Origin of the sequence: Bradyrhizobium sp. CB2312 (assembly GCF_029714425.1) — a bacterium.
GTDB lineage: Bacteria > Pseudomonadota > Alphaproteobacteria > Rhizobiales > Xanthobacteraceae > Bradyrhizobium.
Genome location: NZ_CP121668.1, coordinates 3,855,707 through 3,870,509 on the forward strand (window position 1 = coordinate 3,855,707; position 14,803 = coordinate 3,870,509).

Sequence of the window (14,803 nt, forward strand, 5' to 3'; positions counted from 1 at the left end):
ATGATGGCCACGCTGCACTGCTGACGTCGCTGGAAAGGATGTCAGGCTGCCGAATCCGGATGCCCCGGCCGCGCCGGAACGCCTTCCCTTTGCGGCAAAAAAGCTTAGAACGCTTCTATGCTAGGGCCCGCCAGGGCTCCAAAACCCCGAGATTTGCCCCATGAACGCTCCCACCGCCTTCCCCGACCAGTCAAAGCCCGTCCCGCCCTACAAGCACACGCCGCTGTTTCCGCTCGGCAAGGACGAGACGCCCTACAAGAAGATTTCGTCCGAGGGCGTCAGGGTCGAGAAGGTTCTGGGGAAGGACATGCTGGTGGTGTCGCGCGAGGCGCTGCGGGCGCTGTCGGAGGCGGCTTTTGGCGACATCAATCATTATCTGCGGCCGGGACACCTGAAGCAGCTCCGCTCGATCCTCGAAGACAGCGAGGCGAGTCCGAACGACAAGTTCGTCGCGCTGGACTTTTTGAAGAACGCCAACATCGCGGCCGGCGGCGTGCTGCCGATGTGCCAGGACACGGGCACCGCGATCATCATGGGCAAGAAAGGCTGCAACGTCATCACCGACGGTGACGACGAGGCGGCGCTGTCGGAAGGCGCGCGCGATGCGTACTTGCGCCGCAACCTGCGCTACTCGCAGGTGGCTCCGCTCTCGATGTACGAGGAGAAGAACACCGCCAACAACATGCCGGCGCAGTGCGAGATCTACGCCGAGGGCGACGACGCCTACAAGTTCATGTTCATGGCGAAGGGCGGCGGCTCCGCCAACAAGAGTTTTCTGTTCCAGGCGACGCCTTCCGTCCTGACCAAGGACCGGCTGCTCGCTTTCCTGAAGGAGAAGATTCTCACACTCGGTACCGCCGCGTGCCCGCCTTACCACCTCGCCATCGTGATCGGCGGCACCTCGGCCGAGCTCTGCATGAAGACGGTGAAGCTCGCCTCCGCCCGTTATCTCGACGCGCTGCCGACCCACGGCTCGCCTGACGGCAACGCTTTCCGCGACGTCGAGATGGAGAAGGAAATCCACAAGATGACGCAGTCGCTCGGCGTCGGCGCGCAGTTCGGCGGAAAATATTTCTGCCACGACGTGCGCGTGATCCGCATGCCGCGTCATGGCGCATCGCTGCCGATCGGGCTTGGCGTGTCCTGCTCGGCCGATCGCCAGGTGCTGGGCAAGATCACCAAGGACGGCATCTATCTCGAGGAGCTCGAGCACAACCCGGCGCAGTATCTGCCGCAGGTCGAGCAGTCGCTCGGCGGCGAGGTCGTCAAGATCGACCTCAACCAGCCGATGAAGGACATTTTGGCGACGTTCTCGAAATATCCGATCAAGACCCGCGTCTCGATGACCGGCACCATGATCGTCGCGCGCGACTCTGCGCATGCCAAGTTGCGCGAGCGGCTGGAGAAGGGCGAGCCGCTGCCTGACTATTTCAAGAACCATCCGGTCTATTACGCCGGTCCCGCCAAGACGCCCGAGGGCTACGCCTCCGGCGCGTTCGGTCCGACCACTGCGGGCCGCATGGATTCTTTCGTCGACCAGTTCCAGGCCGCCGGCGGCTCGATGGTGATGGTCGCCAAGGGCAACCGGGCCCCGGCCGTGCGCGAGGCCTGCAAGAAGTATGGCGGCTTCTATCTCGGCTCGATCGGGGGTGCCGCGGCGAACCTCGCCGAGCACTGCATCAAGAAGGTCGAGGTGCTCGAATATCCCGAGCTCGGCATGGAAGCGATCTGGCGCATCGAAGTCGTCGACTTCCCGGCGTTCATCATCATCGATGACAAGGGGAATGACTTCTTCAAGGAGTTGAATCTGGGCTGAACTGTCATGGCCGGGCTTGACCCGGCCATCCATCGCTCTCTTCAAGCAAGATGGATACGCGGGTCAAGCCCGCGTATGACGAGATGCATTATCGGCGAAGCCGCTAGCTGCAATTCGTGACCTGGTTGGAGCACAGCGCGCGCCACCAGCCGCGGACGCCGTCGTAGCTCTCGACGAGGCCCCAGGCGCCGCTGCACGCCATGAGCCGCTTCGGTCCGCCGTCGCCGTCAATCGGGCCGCCAAGCTCGTGCTGAGCTGGCATCCATTTGGCGTCGACGAAAGGTGCCTGAAACAGCCCGCCCGCGCGCGTGTAGCCATTGGCGTAATTCGCGCCGACCTTGTTCGACGCGACCCAGCCGCGGCCCGCATAGGGTTTTGGCGCGCTGCGCGGATATCGCGTCTCGTCCTCGTAGTCCTTGCCCGGGGGCCTCGCGCCTTCGATCAGGAACCAGCCGTCCCTGAAGCCGACGATGCGGAATTCGGTGAGCCAGCCGCCGTCGGGCGTGTTCTCGGCGCCGCCGAGCTTGAGCCGATAGGGCGGCGGCAGCGTGCCGAGCATGCGCGCTTTCACTGAAGGTTCAGCCCGCACGTTGAGACCGCTCGGGTCCTTGTCGATGGACCAGGCGCCGAGATCGCACGGCTCGGTACCTTCGGGCAGGCTGGCGCGTTTTGCGGCGAGATCGGCGTGCAGTTTTGCGAAGTCGGCGTCGTCGTTGTCAGGAGCCGGCTCGGTGCGCGGCTTCAACGCGGCCGAGATCGCGCGTGTCGCATCCGCCGTCAACGTGACGACGAGGACCTGGCGTGCGGCGAACACGCTTGCCGGTGTCTTCGGATCGTTTGATGTCGCCGGATAGACCGCGAGATAGCCGGTCGCGCCTTCGGTGCGGTAGGCGAGGCCCGCGACATAACCTGCCGGCACCATGGCGAGCGCGCTTGCGCGCCACGCTGGTTCGGTGTCATCCGCGCGCGCCGCAAGTGTCGCGACACACAGGATCGTTGCCGCGATGAGACAGAGCGCACGCATGGATGCAGCGCGGTCTTTACGCCCGCGCGCCGGTGAACGGGAAGCTGCCCATCGGGCCGATGCCCATTTCGCCGCTCATGCTGTCGCCGGATACCTTTCCGATGAACTCGAGGGTCAACGGCATTGGATTGGTGATCGAGACCTTCCAGTTGATGGCATCGCCGCTGATGGTGCCGTCGAAAATCTCGGCAGAATTACCATCGGCGCCCTGCGTGCCCGTCAGCGTGCCGCCGGAGCTCAGCAGGGTCAGCGTCGCCTGCCGCTCGCCCATCGGCGTCGTCATGGTCAGATTCCAGTTGCCGTCTACGGCCATTCCCGTCTCCCGAACAGATCCCGGCGGGCCGCGACGATCCGCGGCCAGTCCTGGGCGAGCCTATAGCCCAACTCGCAGCTCCTGCCTAACCCCGCATTGGAGGCATTTAGGCGCGGGCGGCCGCACGGCGGCGGCTGGTGACGATGAGCCTGAGAACCACATACTGCACGGCAAAGGCCAGGATCTTGGCGCCGCCCGCGACCACCGTGATGTAGAACGCCCACAGCTTCAGATCGCCGGTCGAAGCTACGAAGATCATGCCGGCGCCGATCGCGAACATCAGCGCCGCCCAGGCATAGCCCGCGGCCGTCACATATTCCGGAACGGTCTCGACCACGATCGGCGGCATGTAGCGCAGCATCCAGCCGCGTTTGAGCATGATGGCGCCGATCGCGAAATGCGCGATCGAGGGCTTTGCCAGCATGAAGCGGGGATCGTTGGTCAAAAGCGTGACCGTGCCCAGCACGACGACGAGAGCGAGGCTCGCATAGGTCATGTAGTTCAGCTGCTGCCCCTTGATCCGGGCGTAGATCACCTGCGCGACCGCGCCGGCGATCGCCACCGACGTCGCCAGGATGACATTGTCGGTGATGAGGTAGATGACCAGGAAGACGATCGCGGAGAGGAAGTCGGAGGCGAGGCGGGCGAATACGTCCTTCATCGTTGGTCCTGTTCAGCGAGGGGCGGGCAGTGTGCCGGACGGCGTACCGTACTTGATCTCGCGATACTCGGGATACCACTTTGTGAAGTAGATCGCGCTGTTGCGGGCGGCGAAGGCCACCGCAAGGCTCGACCAGAGCGGCAGACCGGGGATGTAGAGCAGTACGAGATTGGCAGCCGCCATCAGCAGCGTGGCCGCGGTCCAGGCGCCGGTGATGACGTAATTGGCGTAGCGGAAGCCGGGCATCGCCGCGGTCTCGGCCGGGACCGATTCAAGCGCGTATTGCAGCGTGAAGGGACGGCGGACCAGCATCGAGCCGAGCGAGATGACGAAAATGCCGATGTCGACCGACAGTTTGACACCGAGCGTGCCAAGCGCGGGATCGAGCAGCGCCAGATAGAGGCCGATTGCGGCGAACAGGATTGCCGAGCCCAGGGCGAGGATCTTCACCGAGCGGCCGCGCGCCACATCGATCGCGACAGTGGCGAGGCAGATCGCGGAGGCCGCGAAGACGCTGACCGCGGCCGATGTCACCAGCATGAGGAAGGTGAAAGCGCCGTAGGGCGCGAGGATCAGGAAAATCGCCATGGGCCGCCTCGGTCAAGTCGATCTTTACGGTGTAAAGATCAATAGTTCAGGAGCGACGGCGGGTCAAGTAAAATCTTTACAGTGTCAAAATGGTGTAAGTGACTTCCAAAAAGTGAAGCGCTGCAACTGCTTGGTCGGACGCCTCGTCGGCCAATTCCGCCCAGGGCAGGCGCGAGAGGATCGGCAGCGCGGAGGCGACCAAAACGCCCACGCCGAGCACGATGCCGCCGTTGAAGATGGCATGGTCCCGTTGCCGCAGGCGGATCATCCAGAATGCCAGCGCGGCGCAGGCCATAGCGAGGATGACCAGACAGACCGCGGTCATCGTGGGCAAGTGCATGGGAAACTCCTCTTTCCGTCGTTCCGGGCTCGCCACTTCGTCGCGCCCCGGAATGACCGGGCGCTACGCCGCTCCCACCCAGTTGCCGTGAAAGCCATCGGGCACGCGGTGGCCGAGCTGCACCAGCGCGACGGGCCCCACCTCGATATCGGTCGCGTTGAACACAGCGAGGTCGCTGCGGTTCTCCCGCGCCCGCCAGACCACGGCGAGCAGCCAGCCGTCGCCCTCGGGTGCATCTTTCGAGCGTTCGACGAACACCGGCTCGGAGATGGTATCGCCAGTGGGCAGCAGATAGTGGCCGAGCCGCCGGCCGTGCCCGTCGACATGGACGATGCCCGACAGCGCGCCGAACATCGGCAGTTTTGGATTGGCGCAGGCGTACCAGCCGTGACGGCTCTTCAGCCCGGCGTGGCGATCGTCGATGCGCGGGAATTCGCCGGTGAGATCGTCGAGATAAGTCTGCCGGAAGCGGTCGGTATTCCCTGAGAGATCGAACGTCCAGCGGCAATGGCGGGCGCGCGATTTCTCGGGATCGGTCGGCCGGCCGTCGGGATGCGGAAACAACGGCGCCTCCTCGAACTGCATGACGTCGGCGATGATGCGGTTCTCCTCTTCCCACGCGTTCATCACGTGGAAGACGTAGCAGGCTTCAGCCCGGAACCAGACGATGTCCTTGGCGGTGCCGCTGCGCTTCATCACGCCGACATAGGCGCCCTTGTCCGGCTCCCACGCATAAGGCGGCCGTCCGCTCATCGCGCGCTCCATGCTGCCGGTGATGGGCAGGATCGGAAACAGCACATGATTCGCGGTGACGATGAAGTCGTGCACCATGCTGGCATACGGCGCCTCGAACCGTTCGAAGCGCGTTGCCTTGCCGGAGGCATCGATCGATCCATAGGAGAGGGCAGGCGTCAGCGGTCCCGCGGCGTTGTAGCCGAAGAACACGAGCTCGCCGGTGACGGGATCGACCTTCGGATGCGCGGTGAAGCTGCCGGCGACGCGGCCCTGGTAGTTGTGATAGCCACGCGTTGCCAGCGTGCCCGGCTCGATCTCGGTCGGCAGATGCGCTTCTTCCAGCGCAAGCAGCTTGCCGGCATGGAAGATGATGTTGGTGTTGGCGACGCCGCCGTCGATGAGGTTTGCGGGCGCATCCGGCAGCTTGCGGCCGAAGCCGCCGAACAGCGCGCGGCCGGCGTCGTGCTCGGCGAGCCATTTCGGCGTGCGGACCCAGCGGTTGCGATAGCTGGCGCGGCCGTTCTCGAGGTGGAAAGCGTGCAGCATGCCGTCGCCGACGAACCAGTGCGCGCCGGGAGAATCGAACTGCGGATTGGGCCCGTTGCGATAAAGCGTGCCGTTCAGCTCGCGCGGCAATTCGCCGACGATCTTGAGGGAGGGCGCGTCGGCCTCGAATGGAATCGGGCCGAGGTTGTGGCGGCGCTCGGCGATAGCGTCCTGCTGCACGGCGTATCCCTCCTTATCTTTACATCGTCAAGATCGAATAAAGCCGAACGCGGTTTCCGTCAAGTGAAATCTTTACACTGTCAATATTGCGTCATATAGCTTGCAAATGGCCAAGAGCGACACCAAGAGCGACACCAAGGGCGAGACCGCGCGTCACCCACGTGCCCCCAGAAGAACAACGTCGACCGCGGCGTCGCGCCCTGCGCGCCGCCCAGCGAGTGCGAAAACCGAGACGCCGTATCATCACGGCGCCCTGCGCGAGGCGCTGCTCGAGGCCGCCGAACGGGTGCTGGAGCGCGACGGGCTTGCCGGCCTGACATTGCGCGCGGTGGCGCGCGAGGCGGGCGTCTCGCATGCCGCGCCGACGCATCATTTCGGCGATCTCACCGGTCTCGTCAGCGAGCTCGCCGCCGTCGGCTTCCGCCAGTTCAACGCGGCGATGTCCTCGTCGTGCAACGCCGCCGCCACGCCGCTCGAGCGCGCGCTGGCGCGGCCGAAAGCCTACGTGGCCTATGCACAGGCGCATCCCGGCATGTACGGCATCATGTTCCGCACCGAGCGGCTCGATTATTCCAGACCGTCGCTGCACGAGGCGGCCGAGGCTTCGTTTGCCGGACTCGCCAATGCCATCGGCGCGATGCGGCAGGAGCAGATCAGCGGCGATGCACTGACGCTGAACCAGGGCGCCGCGATCGCGCGCGCCTGGTCGGTGGTGCACGGTTTCACCATGCTGCTGCTCGACGGCCGGCTCGAAGATATTTTGCAGCGGCTGCCCGAGGGGACGACGGCCGAGCGGCTGCTCGAAGCTATGCTGACTGCGCCCATCCAGGGCAAGCCGCCTGGTCCCTGATCGAGGGGCGAGGCAACCCTTGCCGTGGTCAGGCGTTGACGCCGCATGGCAAGATCACCGCGCGCTCCCTGGAAACGCACCAATCCGCGCAAGCGCGCGGGCAAGACATCCAAGCATCTCACGCCCGCGCAGAAATCGGCGGCGAAGGCGCGCGCCCGCCGCGCCGGCCGCCGCTATCCCAACCTCGTGGACAACATGCGCATGGCTGCGAAGAAGACTTCCAAATCCTCGAAGGCGAAGACGTCAGCAAAGAAAAAATCAACGAAGAAGAGCCGCAAGCGCACCACGAAAGAGGCGGCAAAGTCCTCGCCCAAGCGCAAGCCGCCGGCACGGGAAAAGGATCCGCGCGGCGGCCTGACCGCGGCCGGCCGCAAGGCGTTTGCGCGCAAGCAGGGCGCTCACTTGCGGCCGGGCGTCACCAAGAAAGAATCCGAGATGACACCGCAGGAGATGCGGCGGAAGGGCAGCTGGGCGGTGCGGTTCTATGGCCGCGCGAAACTGCCGCCGCTGGTCGATGCCAAGGGCGAGCCGACCCGTCACGCGCTCTCGGCGCATGCCTGGGGCGAGCCCGTGCCGAAGACGGTGGCGGCGGCACGGCGCATCGCGGCAAAGGGCGAGCGCCTGCTGGCGCGCTATCGCCGCGCCAGGGCCAAGGGCTAGCGTCTAGCGCATCGTTGCGAGCTCGACGGCGCGGCCGCGATTGCCGATGATCTTCACCTCGTCCTTGCCGCAAGTGAAGCTGCGGGCGAATTCGTCGGCGGCCTTGCGCGCCAGCTCGTTGGCGTCGGGATTGGCGATCGCATCGACATAGGCGACATGGCAGACCGGCCCCGGCGGCAGCCGCGTCACGACCAGCATGGCCTTGGTGTTCGGCCGTCCCTTCTTGTCGGGATCGTTGTTGTCGGCAATGTGCCAGCGCTGGATGATCGCAAACGGCTTTGTCCCCGCGGCGCGCCATTCGACGGTGGTCTCGGATGAATTGAACGGGCCGAACCAGGTCTGTGCCGCCGGTTCCTCCGCCGCCATCTTGCGGCTGCGGCCGAACGAGACGATCTCGCGCAGATCGTCCTCGGCGATCAGCACGATCAGGCCGCCTTTGCCCGGGCAGACCCGCGTCGTGCTGCCGTCGAGCTCGCTGGGCTTGCCGATCTGGCGGCAGGTCTTAGGCGCGGTCGAGGTGTAGGTGCTGCCCAGGGATTGGGCGGCGGCACTCTCCAGGCCGGTGCACGTCAGCAACACAGCGATGCATGCGGTGGTCGTGCGGATCATGGCGAAACCTCGAGACAGGCGGAACTCATCCCATCAGACGTCTTGATTGTGGGCAAGGTTCGAACAAGGTCGTGAGACAACTGACAGCGCCGCGGAATCGTTCTAGAAGAGCGGCTTCGCTTCGGCTCATCCGGCCGCGTCCTCGTTCTTTTGATCATGCCAGCCACATCGTCGAACAAATCCTATCGCGTCGGCCGCTCCAAGACCGGACTCGGCCTCTTCGCCACCAAACCGATCAAGAAGGGAACCCGGATCATCCGTTATTTCGGACCGATCCTGGACTCGCGGATTCCCGAGCAGGACGACATCGAGAACAAATATCTGTTCGAGCTCAACGGCCGCTGGACCATCGACGGCTCGGTGCGCAAGAATCTGGCGCGCTACATCAATCATTCCTGCCGGCCCAACGCCGAGTCCGACGTCCGGCCGCGCGAGCGCAAGGTGTTCATCCGTGCCATCAAGAACATCGAGCCCGGCGACGAGATCAACTACGATTACGGCACCGACTATTTCAAGGCCTATCTGAAGCCGATCGGCTGCAAATGCACCTCCTGCGAGAACAAGCGCAAGAAGCTGCGCGCCGAGGCGCGGGCCGAACGCGCCAAGGTGAAGGCGCGCACGGAAGCCAAGGCCAAGAAGGCGCCCGCCAAGGGCGTCAAAAAGAAGAAGCTGAACGGTCACGCGTTCGGCAAGGCCCGCGCGCAGGCGTAGCGCAAGCTCGTTCGTCCAGCTCAGGTGTCATGCCCCGGCCTTGACCGGGGCATCCAATACGCCGCACGACCTCCGCATACGACTACGGCCTCTGGAATACTGGGTCGCCCGGTCCAGTGCGCAATTGCGCACAAGCCGGGCGACGACAGTCGCGGATGTGGCCTCACGCCGCCACGGCACTCCCGCTCTTCCGCAATCCCACATATTGCAGCTCGGCGAACACGCCGGTTGCGATCGCCTGCGCCACGACCATGAGCTCGCCGGCAAGGTTCGGCGACACCGTGCCCGAGAGCAGCAGCGCGATGCTGGCGACCGTCCAGGCCGCGTTGCCGATCACGACCAGCAGCACGAGCGGCTTTGCAAGGCAGGCGCGCGAGGCGAGCCAGCCGACCAGCGCGGTGTAGGCGATCAGGAACAGGCCGGTCTCGCGCAGCAGTGCTTCGGGCAAGTTGAACAGCGAGGCAAACGCGCCTGCGCCGAAGGTGAAGCCGAGGGCGGCGATGCTGCTGAAGACGGCGTCGGCGAGCAGGGCGCGGCGCAGGAAGGTGGATGCGTCGATCATCGTAGGTCTCCTTGGCTGGTTGGGCTCGGGGTGGAATTCAGTGCAGCCCGCGCCACCAGGCGCGGAGCAGGCGGGCGATACGGAACGGGCAGAGGCTCCTGCCGATGCCGTGCTCGAAGGCGACAACCTGCGCGACGACATAGTCGCCGGTCGAATGCACCAGCGGCTCCGGCATGTTGAGGCTGCGCGCCAGCATGCGGGTGGCGAGCGCGATCGCCCAGGGCAGAACGTGGTCCGCAACGGTCCGGTAGAGCAGCAGCGCGATCATGGTCATCTCCTGTTGCGACCGAAGATGCGCGCGCCCGCGCCCCAATTCGATTACCTCGCGGGTAATGGAAGGGGTGAAATCCGCATGCTAGGTTTCTGGTCATGAACGCACACGCATCCACGGCACAGGCCGAACGCAGCCAGCCGGTCCATATCGGCGATCATTTGCGCGAATGGCGGCAGCGCCGCCGGATGAGCCAGCTCGATCTGGCGGGCGAGGCCGAAGTCTCGGCGCGGCACTTGAGCTTTGTCGAGACCGGGCGCGCTGCGCCCTCGCGCGAGATGGTCTTGAAGCTCGCAGAGCGTCTCGACGTGCCCTTGCGCGAACGCAACGTCCTGCTGGTCGCCGCCGGCTACGCGCCGGCCTTCCCGCAGCGCCCGCTGGAGGACCCCGCCTTGAAATCGGCCCGCCAGGCGATCGACCTCGTCCTCAAAGCGCATGAGCCCAATCCGGCGCTGGCAGTCGACCGGCATTGGAACCTGGTCTCCGCCAATCGCATGGTCGCGCCGCTGCTCGACGGCATCCCGCAGCGGCTGCTCGGCCAGCCCTTCAACGTACTGAGGCTCGCCTTTCATCCCGAGGCGCTGGCACCGCGCACGGTCAATCTCGCGGAATGGTGCGGACATCTGCTGGAGCGGCTGCACCGGCAATGCGAGGCGACGGCCGATCCTGAGCTGATCAAGCTCTACAACGATCTCAAGAGCTATCCCATTCCAGCGCGCTCGGCGCCGTTGCCCAGCGATACCGTCGCGATCCCCTTCAAGCTGCGCCACGATGGAGAGATACTAAGTTTCTTCTCCACCACCATGGTGTTCGGCACGCCCGTGGACATCACCCTGTCCGAGCTGGCGCTGGAGACGTTCTTCCCGGCGGATGAACGCACGGCCGAGCGGCTCAAGCAGATGGCCGCAGCCATGTCCTAGCGCTATATCCGGCGCCCTTGCCTCAGGGCGGGTTCGGCTTATCTTGGGGCAAACCGCACCGCCCGAAGGAGGCGCCTGACATGAGCACGCTCAAACCGCTCCAGATCGATGTCGTCTCCGACGTGGTGTGCCCGTGGTGCTATATCGGGAAGCACCGGATCGAGAGCGCGCTCGCGCTCGTGCCTGACGTTCCCGTCAAGCTCAATTTCCGTCCGTTCTTCCTCAATCCCTGGGTGCCGCGCGAGGGCATCAGCCGCGAGGCCTATCTCACCCAGAAGTTCGGCTCCGTCGAAGCGTACAAGGGCATTGCCGGGCGCGTCGTCGCGGCGGCCAGCGAGGAGGGCCTCGTCTACAAGCCAGAGCTGGTGGCGCGGCAGCCCAACACGACCGATTGCCATCGCCTGATCCTCTGGGCCGAGGCGATCGGCAAGGCGCCCGAGATGAAGCAGCGCCTGATGGAGCTGTACTTCCGCGACGGCGGCGATCTCACCGATGTCAACGTGCTGGTGCAGGCGGCCGCCGATATCGGCCTCGACGCCGACGATGTGCGCAGGCGCCTTTCCACCGACGAGGACGTTGCGCGCGTCTCTGCCGACGCGCAGGAGGCTGCCGAGAAGGGCATCTCGGGCGTGCCGACTTACGTTTTCGCGCAGAAGTACGCCGTCTCCGGCGCGCAGGATCCGAACCTGCTCGCTCGGGCCATCCGCCAGGTCTCGGAAGAGATCAACGCGCAGGCGGCGGAGTAGCTGGCCTATTTGCGGAGCAGGCGAACTGCGCGGCGCGCCGCCGCGTAGGCGGCGCCGTGCGCTGCGAGCGCTCCGTGAACGAGCGCCACAACCGGATCGTTTCGCCGCAGCGGGATCAGCACGTCACCGATCGCGAAGCGTCCGCGCCAGATCGGATTGATCATGGGATGGTCGGCACTCGCGGTGGAATCCGCACTCGCAATGGCTGGATCGGCGCAGAGATGGCGGGTGAGGTCGAGCGTGAGCTGCACGCCCGGCGAATATTTTGCAAAGCGCTCGTCGATGCCGAGCTTGAAGAAGAAGGCGCGGTCCTGGTGACGCAGCACGATGCCGGCGGCCACCGGTGTCGTGCCGGCGCTCAAGGTGACGATCTCGCATTGCGCGGTCTCGGCGAGCGCGGGCACTGCGCGGCGGATGAAGGTTGCATCGCCCGCATGCTGGACCAGCGCGGTGCCGCGCTGGCCTTTCCAGCCGCTGGCTTCGAGCTGCAAGAACGTTTCGAGCGCGCGCCTGATTTCGTCCGGCTTGCGCGCGACTTCGAAGGCGACGGGCCCATGCTCTTCCAGACGATGACGCTGGCGGCGCAGCTCCTTGAGCTTCTTGGTGCCGAGCGCCTCGTGCAGCAGCGTCTCGCCATCCTGCGTCGCATCGAGGCTGGCGCGGATGTAGGAATTGAGCACACGCGGCTTCAGGCCGTCGTCATCCAGAACCTGCTTGAGCGACGTCATCGCCGCGCCGTCGAGCGCGACGTCGTTCAGCACGAGCGCATGTGCGCCGGCCTCGCGCGCCTGCTGCAACAGACGCGTGGCCGCCTCGATCGGGACGTCGCGGTCGATCAGCGGGCTGCACAGCGTGCCATAGGGATGCGCGCTCACCAGCGCGGGCAGGGGGATCTTCAGAGCGCGCCAGAGCGAGATCACCGGCATCAGCCCGATCAGCCGCACTGAGGATCCTTCATATGCGGCAAGCGCGGAGGCATCGGTGCGGCCGCGCGCACTTGCGCTGACGGCGAGCTCCCAGGCTGGCAGGTAATATCCGTTCGGCTCGACTGCGCGCTGTGCCAGCGCGCGCCATTGGCTGGCGTCAATCGCGGTGAGCGGGACACGCGCGCGCACGGCCGCGGCATGCTTGGCCGATGCCGGCTTGATCGCAGCCTCATGCGCGATGTCGACCACGTCCCGTCGTCCCCGTTCACGCGGGCCAAGCCCGTGTTACGTGGATATGCTTAGCGCAAAGATTGGAAAATACGGTTGGGACGCCGCTTCAATTCGAGTGGTAATATTAACACCTCGTTGAGCATCCGGGCGGACGATCGCCGGCCGTACCGATGGATGCGCAAGGATCGCTCTTGCCCCGGAGGATCACCATGATCGCCACACCTTTCACACCTTTTGCATCGCTCCTTGGCGGCGCGCTGATCGGTCTTTCCGCCGTGCTTCTGATGTGGACGACGGGGCGGATCGCCGGGGTCAGCGGCATCGCGGCGCGGCTGTTTCCGCCTTATGAGGACCGCGAGTTCGCCGGCCGGCTCGCCTTCGTCGCAGGCCTCGTCGCCGCACCACTCCTGGTTCTGCTCGTGACCGGACGCCTGCCGGCGCAAACGATCGCTGCGACAACGCCGGTGCTGATCATCGCGGGATTGCTCGTGGGCTTCGGCTCGGTGTGGGGCAGCGGCTGCACGTCCGGCCATGGCGTCTGCGGCCTGTCGCGGCTGTCGGTGCGCTCGCTGGTTGCGACACTCACCTTCATGGCGACGGGCGTCGCTACCGTCTTCGTGATCCGTCACTGGAGCTGACGACGATGACAATCCTCGTTCAATTCGTGATCGGGCTCATCTTCGGCCTCGGCCTCATCATCTCCGGCATGTCGAACCCGGCGAAGGTGCTGAACTTCCTGGACGTCGGCGGCATCCCCGCGGGCACTTGGGACGCCAGCCTCGCCTTCGTGATGGCCGGTGCGGTCGCAGTGACCTTCATCGGCTTCAGCCGTGTCTTGAGGCTCGCTCGTCCGTTTTTCGCTGAACGCTTCTACGTTCCGACGCGAAGGGACATTGATACGAAAATTGTTGTGGGACCCGCGATCTTCGGCATCGGCTGGGGATTGGCAGGCTTCTGCCCCGGTCCGGCCCTCACCGCGCTCGGATTTGGTTCGCGGTCGGCTTCCGTCTTCGTCGCTGCGATGTGCGCGGGGATGGTGCTCGCGCGCTTCATCGCGAACCTTCCGTCGACGGCGCGCATCGCCGCGCCGACTGATCCGCTCGAAACCTGACATGGACGGGACCGGGCAAGCTGTCTCGCCCGGTCCCGCCCATCATCGTTTCATCGATTACCAGCGATCGCCGATGCCGACGCTGACGCCCGGCGCGCGAATGCCGACGCCGCCACGCGGACCATCGTCCCAGTCGCGATAGGTGCGGCGCTCATAATAGCGCTCACGCGGCATCCTGGCGTAGGAGTCGCGCACGACCACGCGCGCTCCGCCATGGGTGCGATAGCAGTTGCCGGCATCGTCGCAGACGAGACGCACTTCCTGGATCAGATCCGGGCTGGCGTATTCGCTGGTCGTATAGATGTCAGCGGCCTTTGCGCCGCTTGCCGCTGCCAGGGCTCCGACACCAGCCAGCAGTGCAATCGTAAACGTCCTCATCATGTCCTCCTCCAAAGCTGCCCTTGGCGGTAACAAGAAGGGGAGGCGGGGATCGTTCCGGCCGCGCTGCAGGATTTTCCCGGAACTGGATTTGCGGTGCCGTCGAAGTTCCCTGCGATGTCAACTCGGGAAGATGAGGCAGGTTGTGCTGCCATGGGCGAGCAGTCGGCCTTTGGCATCCGTCACACGTCCGTCGGCCGTCCCAACGCGACGGCCACAGTTCAGGACCTTGCCTTCGACTCTGATCTGACCGGTTTCCGGCGTGATGGGCCGCACCAGAGAAATCTTGAACTCGAGCGTCGTCTGGCTGATTCCCTTGTCGAGCATCGATTGGATGGCCAGTCCCATGCTGCTGTCGAGCAAAGTGGCAGTCAGTCCGCCATGCACGGTTCCAGCCGGGTTGAGATGTGCATCGGTCGGCGTCAGCGCGATGACGACGCGGCCGCTCTCCGCCTCGACCACCTCATAGCCGAGCGTCCCTGCGATCGTGTTGAGAGGCAGTGTCCCATCGGCAAGGCCCCGGACGAATTCAAGCCCGCTCATCTGCTTCTGCCGTTCGGCGCTGACCGTCCCGTAAGTCCTGGTCGCCATGCTGTTCTCCTTGCGCTCAATGAGTCTCGATCGG

20 protein-coding genes are annotated in these 14,803 nt (G+C 65.2%); 8 read left to right on the plus strand and 12 right to left on the minus strand.

Annotation, left to right across the window (positions count from 1 at the left end; all coding sequences use genetic code 11):
• The first annotated feature begins 160 nt into the window (after positions 1-160).
• Positions 161-1,816: a fumarate hydratase gene (locus QA642_RS18560; RefSeq protein WP_283085918.1), complete on the plus strand. Its 1,656-nt coding sequence runs from the start codon at positions 161-163 to the stop codon at positions 1,814-1,816.
• 103 nt (positions 1,817-1,919) lie between these two features.
• Here QA642_RS18560 and QA642_RS18565 read toward each other — a convergent pair whose 3' ends face one another.
• The 6 genes from QA642_RS18565 to QA642_RS18590 all read right to left on the minus strand — a co-directional run bounded on the left by QA642_RS18565 (position 1,920) and on the right by QA642_RS18590 (position 6,203).
• Positions 1,920-2,840 (minus strand): SH3 domain-containing protein, encoded by a 921-nt coding sequence (locus QA642_RS18565; protein ID WP_283085919.1) that lies wholly within the window; start codon positions 2,838-2,840, stop codon positions 1,920-1,922.
• A gap of 16 nt (positions 2,841-2,856) precedes the next feature.
• Positions 2,857-3,153 carry a hypothetical protein gene (locus tag QA642_RS18570; RefSeq protein ID WP_092213418.1) on the minus strand — a complete coding sequence of 99 codons (297 nt, stop codon included), beginning with the start codon at positions 3,151-3,153 and terminating at the stop codon, positions 2,857-2,859.
• A gap of 106 nt (positions 3,154-3,259) precedes the next feature.
• Entirely contained in the window at positions 3,260-3,814 is a 555-nt protein-coding gene (locus QA642_RS18575) for a septation protein IspZ (protein WP_283085920.1), read from the minus strand.
• 12 nt (positions 3,815-3,826) lie between these two features.
• Positions 3,827-4,402, minus strand: coding sequence for a hypothetical protein (locus QA642_RS18580; RefSeq protein WP_283085921.1), 576 nt, complete (start codon positions 4,400-4,402; stop codon positions 3,827-3,829).
• A gap of 76 nt (positions 4,403-4,478) precedes the next feature.
• Positions 4,479-4,742, minus strand: coding sequence for a hypothetical protein (locus tag QA642_RS18585; RefSeq protein ID WP_283085922.1), 264 nt, complete (start codon positions 4,740-4,742; stop codon positions 4,479-4,481).
• 63 nt (positions 4,743-4,805) lie between these two features.
• Positions 4,806-6,203 carry a carotenoid oxygenase family protein gene (locus QA642_RS18590; protein WP_283085923.1) on the minus strand — a complete coding sequence of 466 codons (1,398 nt, stop codon included), beginning with the start codon at positions 6,201-6,203 and terminating at the stop codon, positions 4,806-4,808.
• 106 nt (positions 6,204-6,309) lie between these two features.
• Between QA642_RS18590 and QA642_RS18595 the strand changes: the two genes are divergently transcribed.
• Positions 6,310-7,053, plus strand: a complete 744-nt coding sequence (locus tag QA642_RS18595; RefSeq protein ID WP_283085924.1) for a WHG domain-containing protein — start codon at positions 6,310-6,312, stop codon at positions 7,051-7,053.
• A 45-nt stretch (positions 7,054-7,098) separates the two neighbouring features.
• Positions 7,099-7,713: a DUF6321 domain-containing protein gene (locus tag QA642_RS18600; RefSeq protein WP_283085925.1), complete on the plus strand. Its 615-nt coding sequence runs from the start codon at positions 7,099-7,101 to the stop codon at positions 7,711-7,713.
• 3 nt (positions 7,714-7,716) lie between these two features.
• Here the strand turns inward: QA642_RS18600 and QA642_RS18605 are convergent, their stop codons facing one another.
• Entirely contained in the window at positions 7,717-8,322 is a 606-nt protein-coding gene (locus tag QA642_RS18605) for a hypothetical protein (protein WP_283085926.1), read from the minus strand.
• Between the two features lie 156 nt (positions 8,323-8,478).
• Between QA642_RS18605 and QA642_RS18610 the strand changes: the two genes are divergently transcribed.
• Positions 8,479-9,033, plus strand: a complete 555-nt coding sequence (locus QA642_RS18610; protein ID WP_283085927.1) for an SET domain-containing protein — start codon at positions 8,479-8,481, stop codon at positions 9,031-9,033.
• Positions 9,034-9,196: 163 nt separating this feature from the next.
• On the opposite strand, the gene QA642_RS18615 is transcribed toward QA642_RS18610, so the two are convergent.
• Positions 9,197-9,595, minus strand: a complete 399-nt coding sequence (locus QA642_RS18615) for a hypothetical protein (protein WP_283085928.1) — start codon at positions 9,593-9,595, stop codon at positions 9,197-9,199.
• A 37-nt stretch (positions 9,596-9,632) separates the two neighbouring features.
• Positions 9,633-9,863, minus strand: coding sequence for a hypothetical protein (locus QA642_RS18620; RefSeq protein ID WP_283086922.1), 231 nt, complete (start codon positions 9,861-9,863; stop codon positions 9,633-9,635).
• A 101-nt stretch (positions 9,864-9,964) separates the two neighbouring features.
• On the opposite strand from QA642_RS18620, the gene QA642_RS18625 reads away from it, so the two are divergent.
• A complete protein-coding gene (locus QA642_RS18625) occupies positions 9,965-10,786 on the plus strand; it encodes a helix-turn-helix transcriptional regulator (RefSeq protein WP_283085929.1) in 822 nt (273 codons plus the stop codon).
• Between the two features lie 80 nt (positions 10,787-10,866).
• Positions 10,867-11,532 (plus strand): DsbA family oxidoreductase, encoded by a 666-nt coding sequence (locus QA642_RS18630; RefSeq protein ID WP_283085930.1) that lies wholly within the window; start codon positions 10,867-10,869, stop codon positions 11,530-11,532.
• A gap of 5 nt (positions 11,533-11,537) precedes the next feature.
• On the opposite strand, the gene QA642_RS18635 is transcribed toward QA642_RS18630, so the two are convergent.
• On the minus strand, positions 11,538-12,707 hold the full coding sequence (locus QA642_RS18635; protein ID WP_283085931.1) for a GNAT family N-acetyltransferase: 1,170 nt from the start codon (positions 12,705-12,707) through the stop codon (positions 11,538-11,540).
• A gap of 191 nt (positions 12,708-12,898) precedes the next feature.
• On the opposite strand from QA642_RS18635, the gene QA642_RS18640 reads away from it, so the two are divergent.
• Both QA642_RS18640 and QA642_RS18645 read left to right on the plus strand, forming a co-directional pair.
• On the plus strand, positions 12,899-13,327 hold the full coding sequence (locus tag QA642_RS18640) for a YeeE/YedE family protein (RefSeq protein WP_283085932.1): 429 nt from the start codon (positions 12,899-12,901) through the stop codon (positions 13,325-13,327).
• A 5-nt stretch (positions 13,328-13,332) separates the two neighbouring features.
• Positions 13,333-13,800 carry a DUF6691 family protein gene (locus QA642_RS18645; RefSeq protein WP_283085933.1) on the plus strand — a complete coding sequence of 156 codons (468 nt, stop codon included), beginning with the start codon at positions 13,333-13,335 and terminating at the stop codon, positions 13,798-13,800.
• Positions 13,801-13,857: 57 nt separating this feature from the next.
• On the opposite strand, the gene QA642_RS18650 is transcribed toward QA642_RS18645, so the two are convergent.
• Positions 13,858-14,181: a hypothetical protein gene (locus QA642_RS18650; RefSeq protein WP_283085934.1), complete on the minus strand. Its 324-nt coding sequence runs from the start codon at positions 14,179-14,181 to the stop codon at positions 13,858-13,860.
• Positions 14,182-14,298: 117 nt separating this feature from the next.
• Positions 14,299-14,769, minus strand: a complete 471-nt coding sequence (locus QA642_RS18655) for a PaaI family thioesterase (RefSeq protein ID WP_283085935.1) — start codon at positions 14,767-14,769, stop codon at positions 14,299-14,301.
• Positions 14,770-14,803 lie beyond the last annotated feature (34 nt).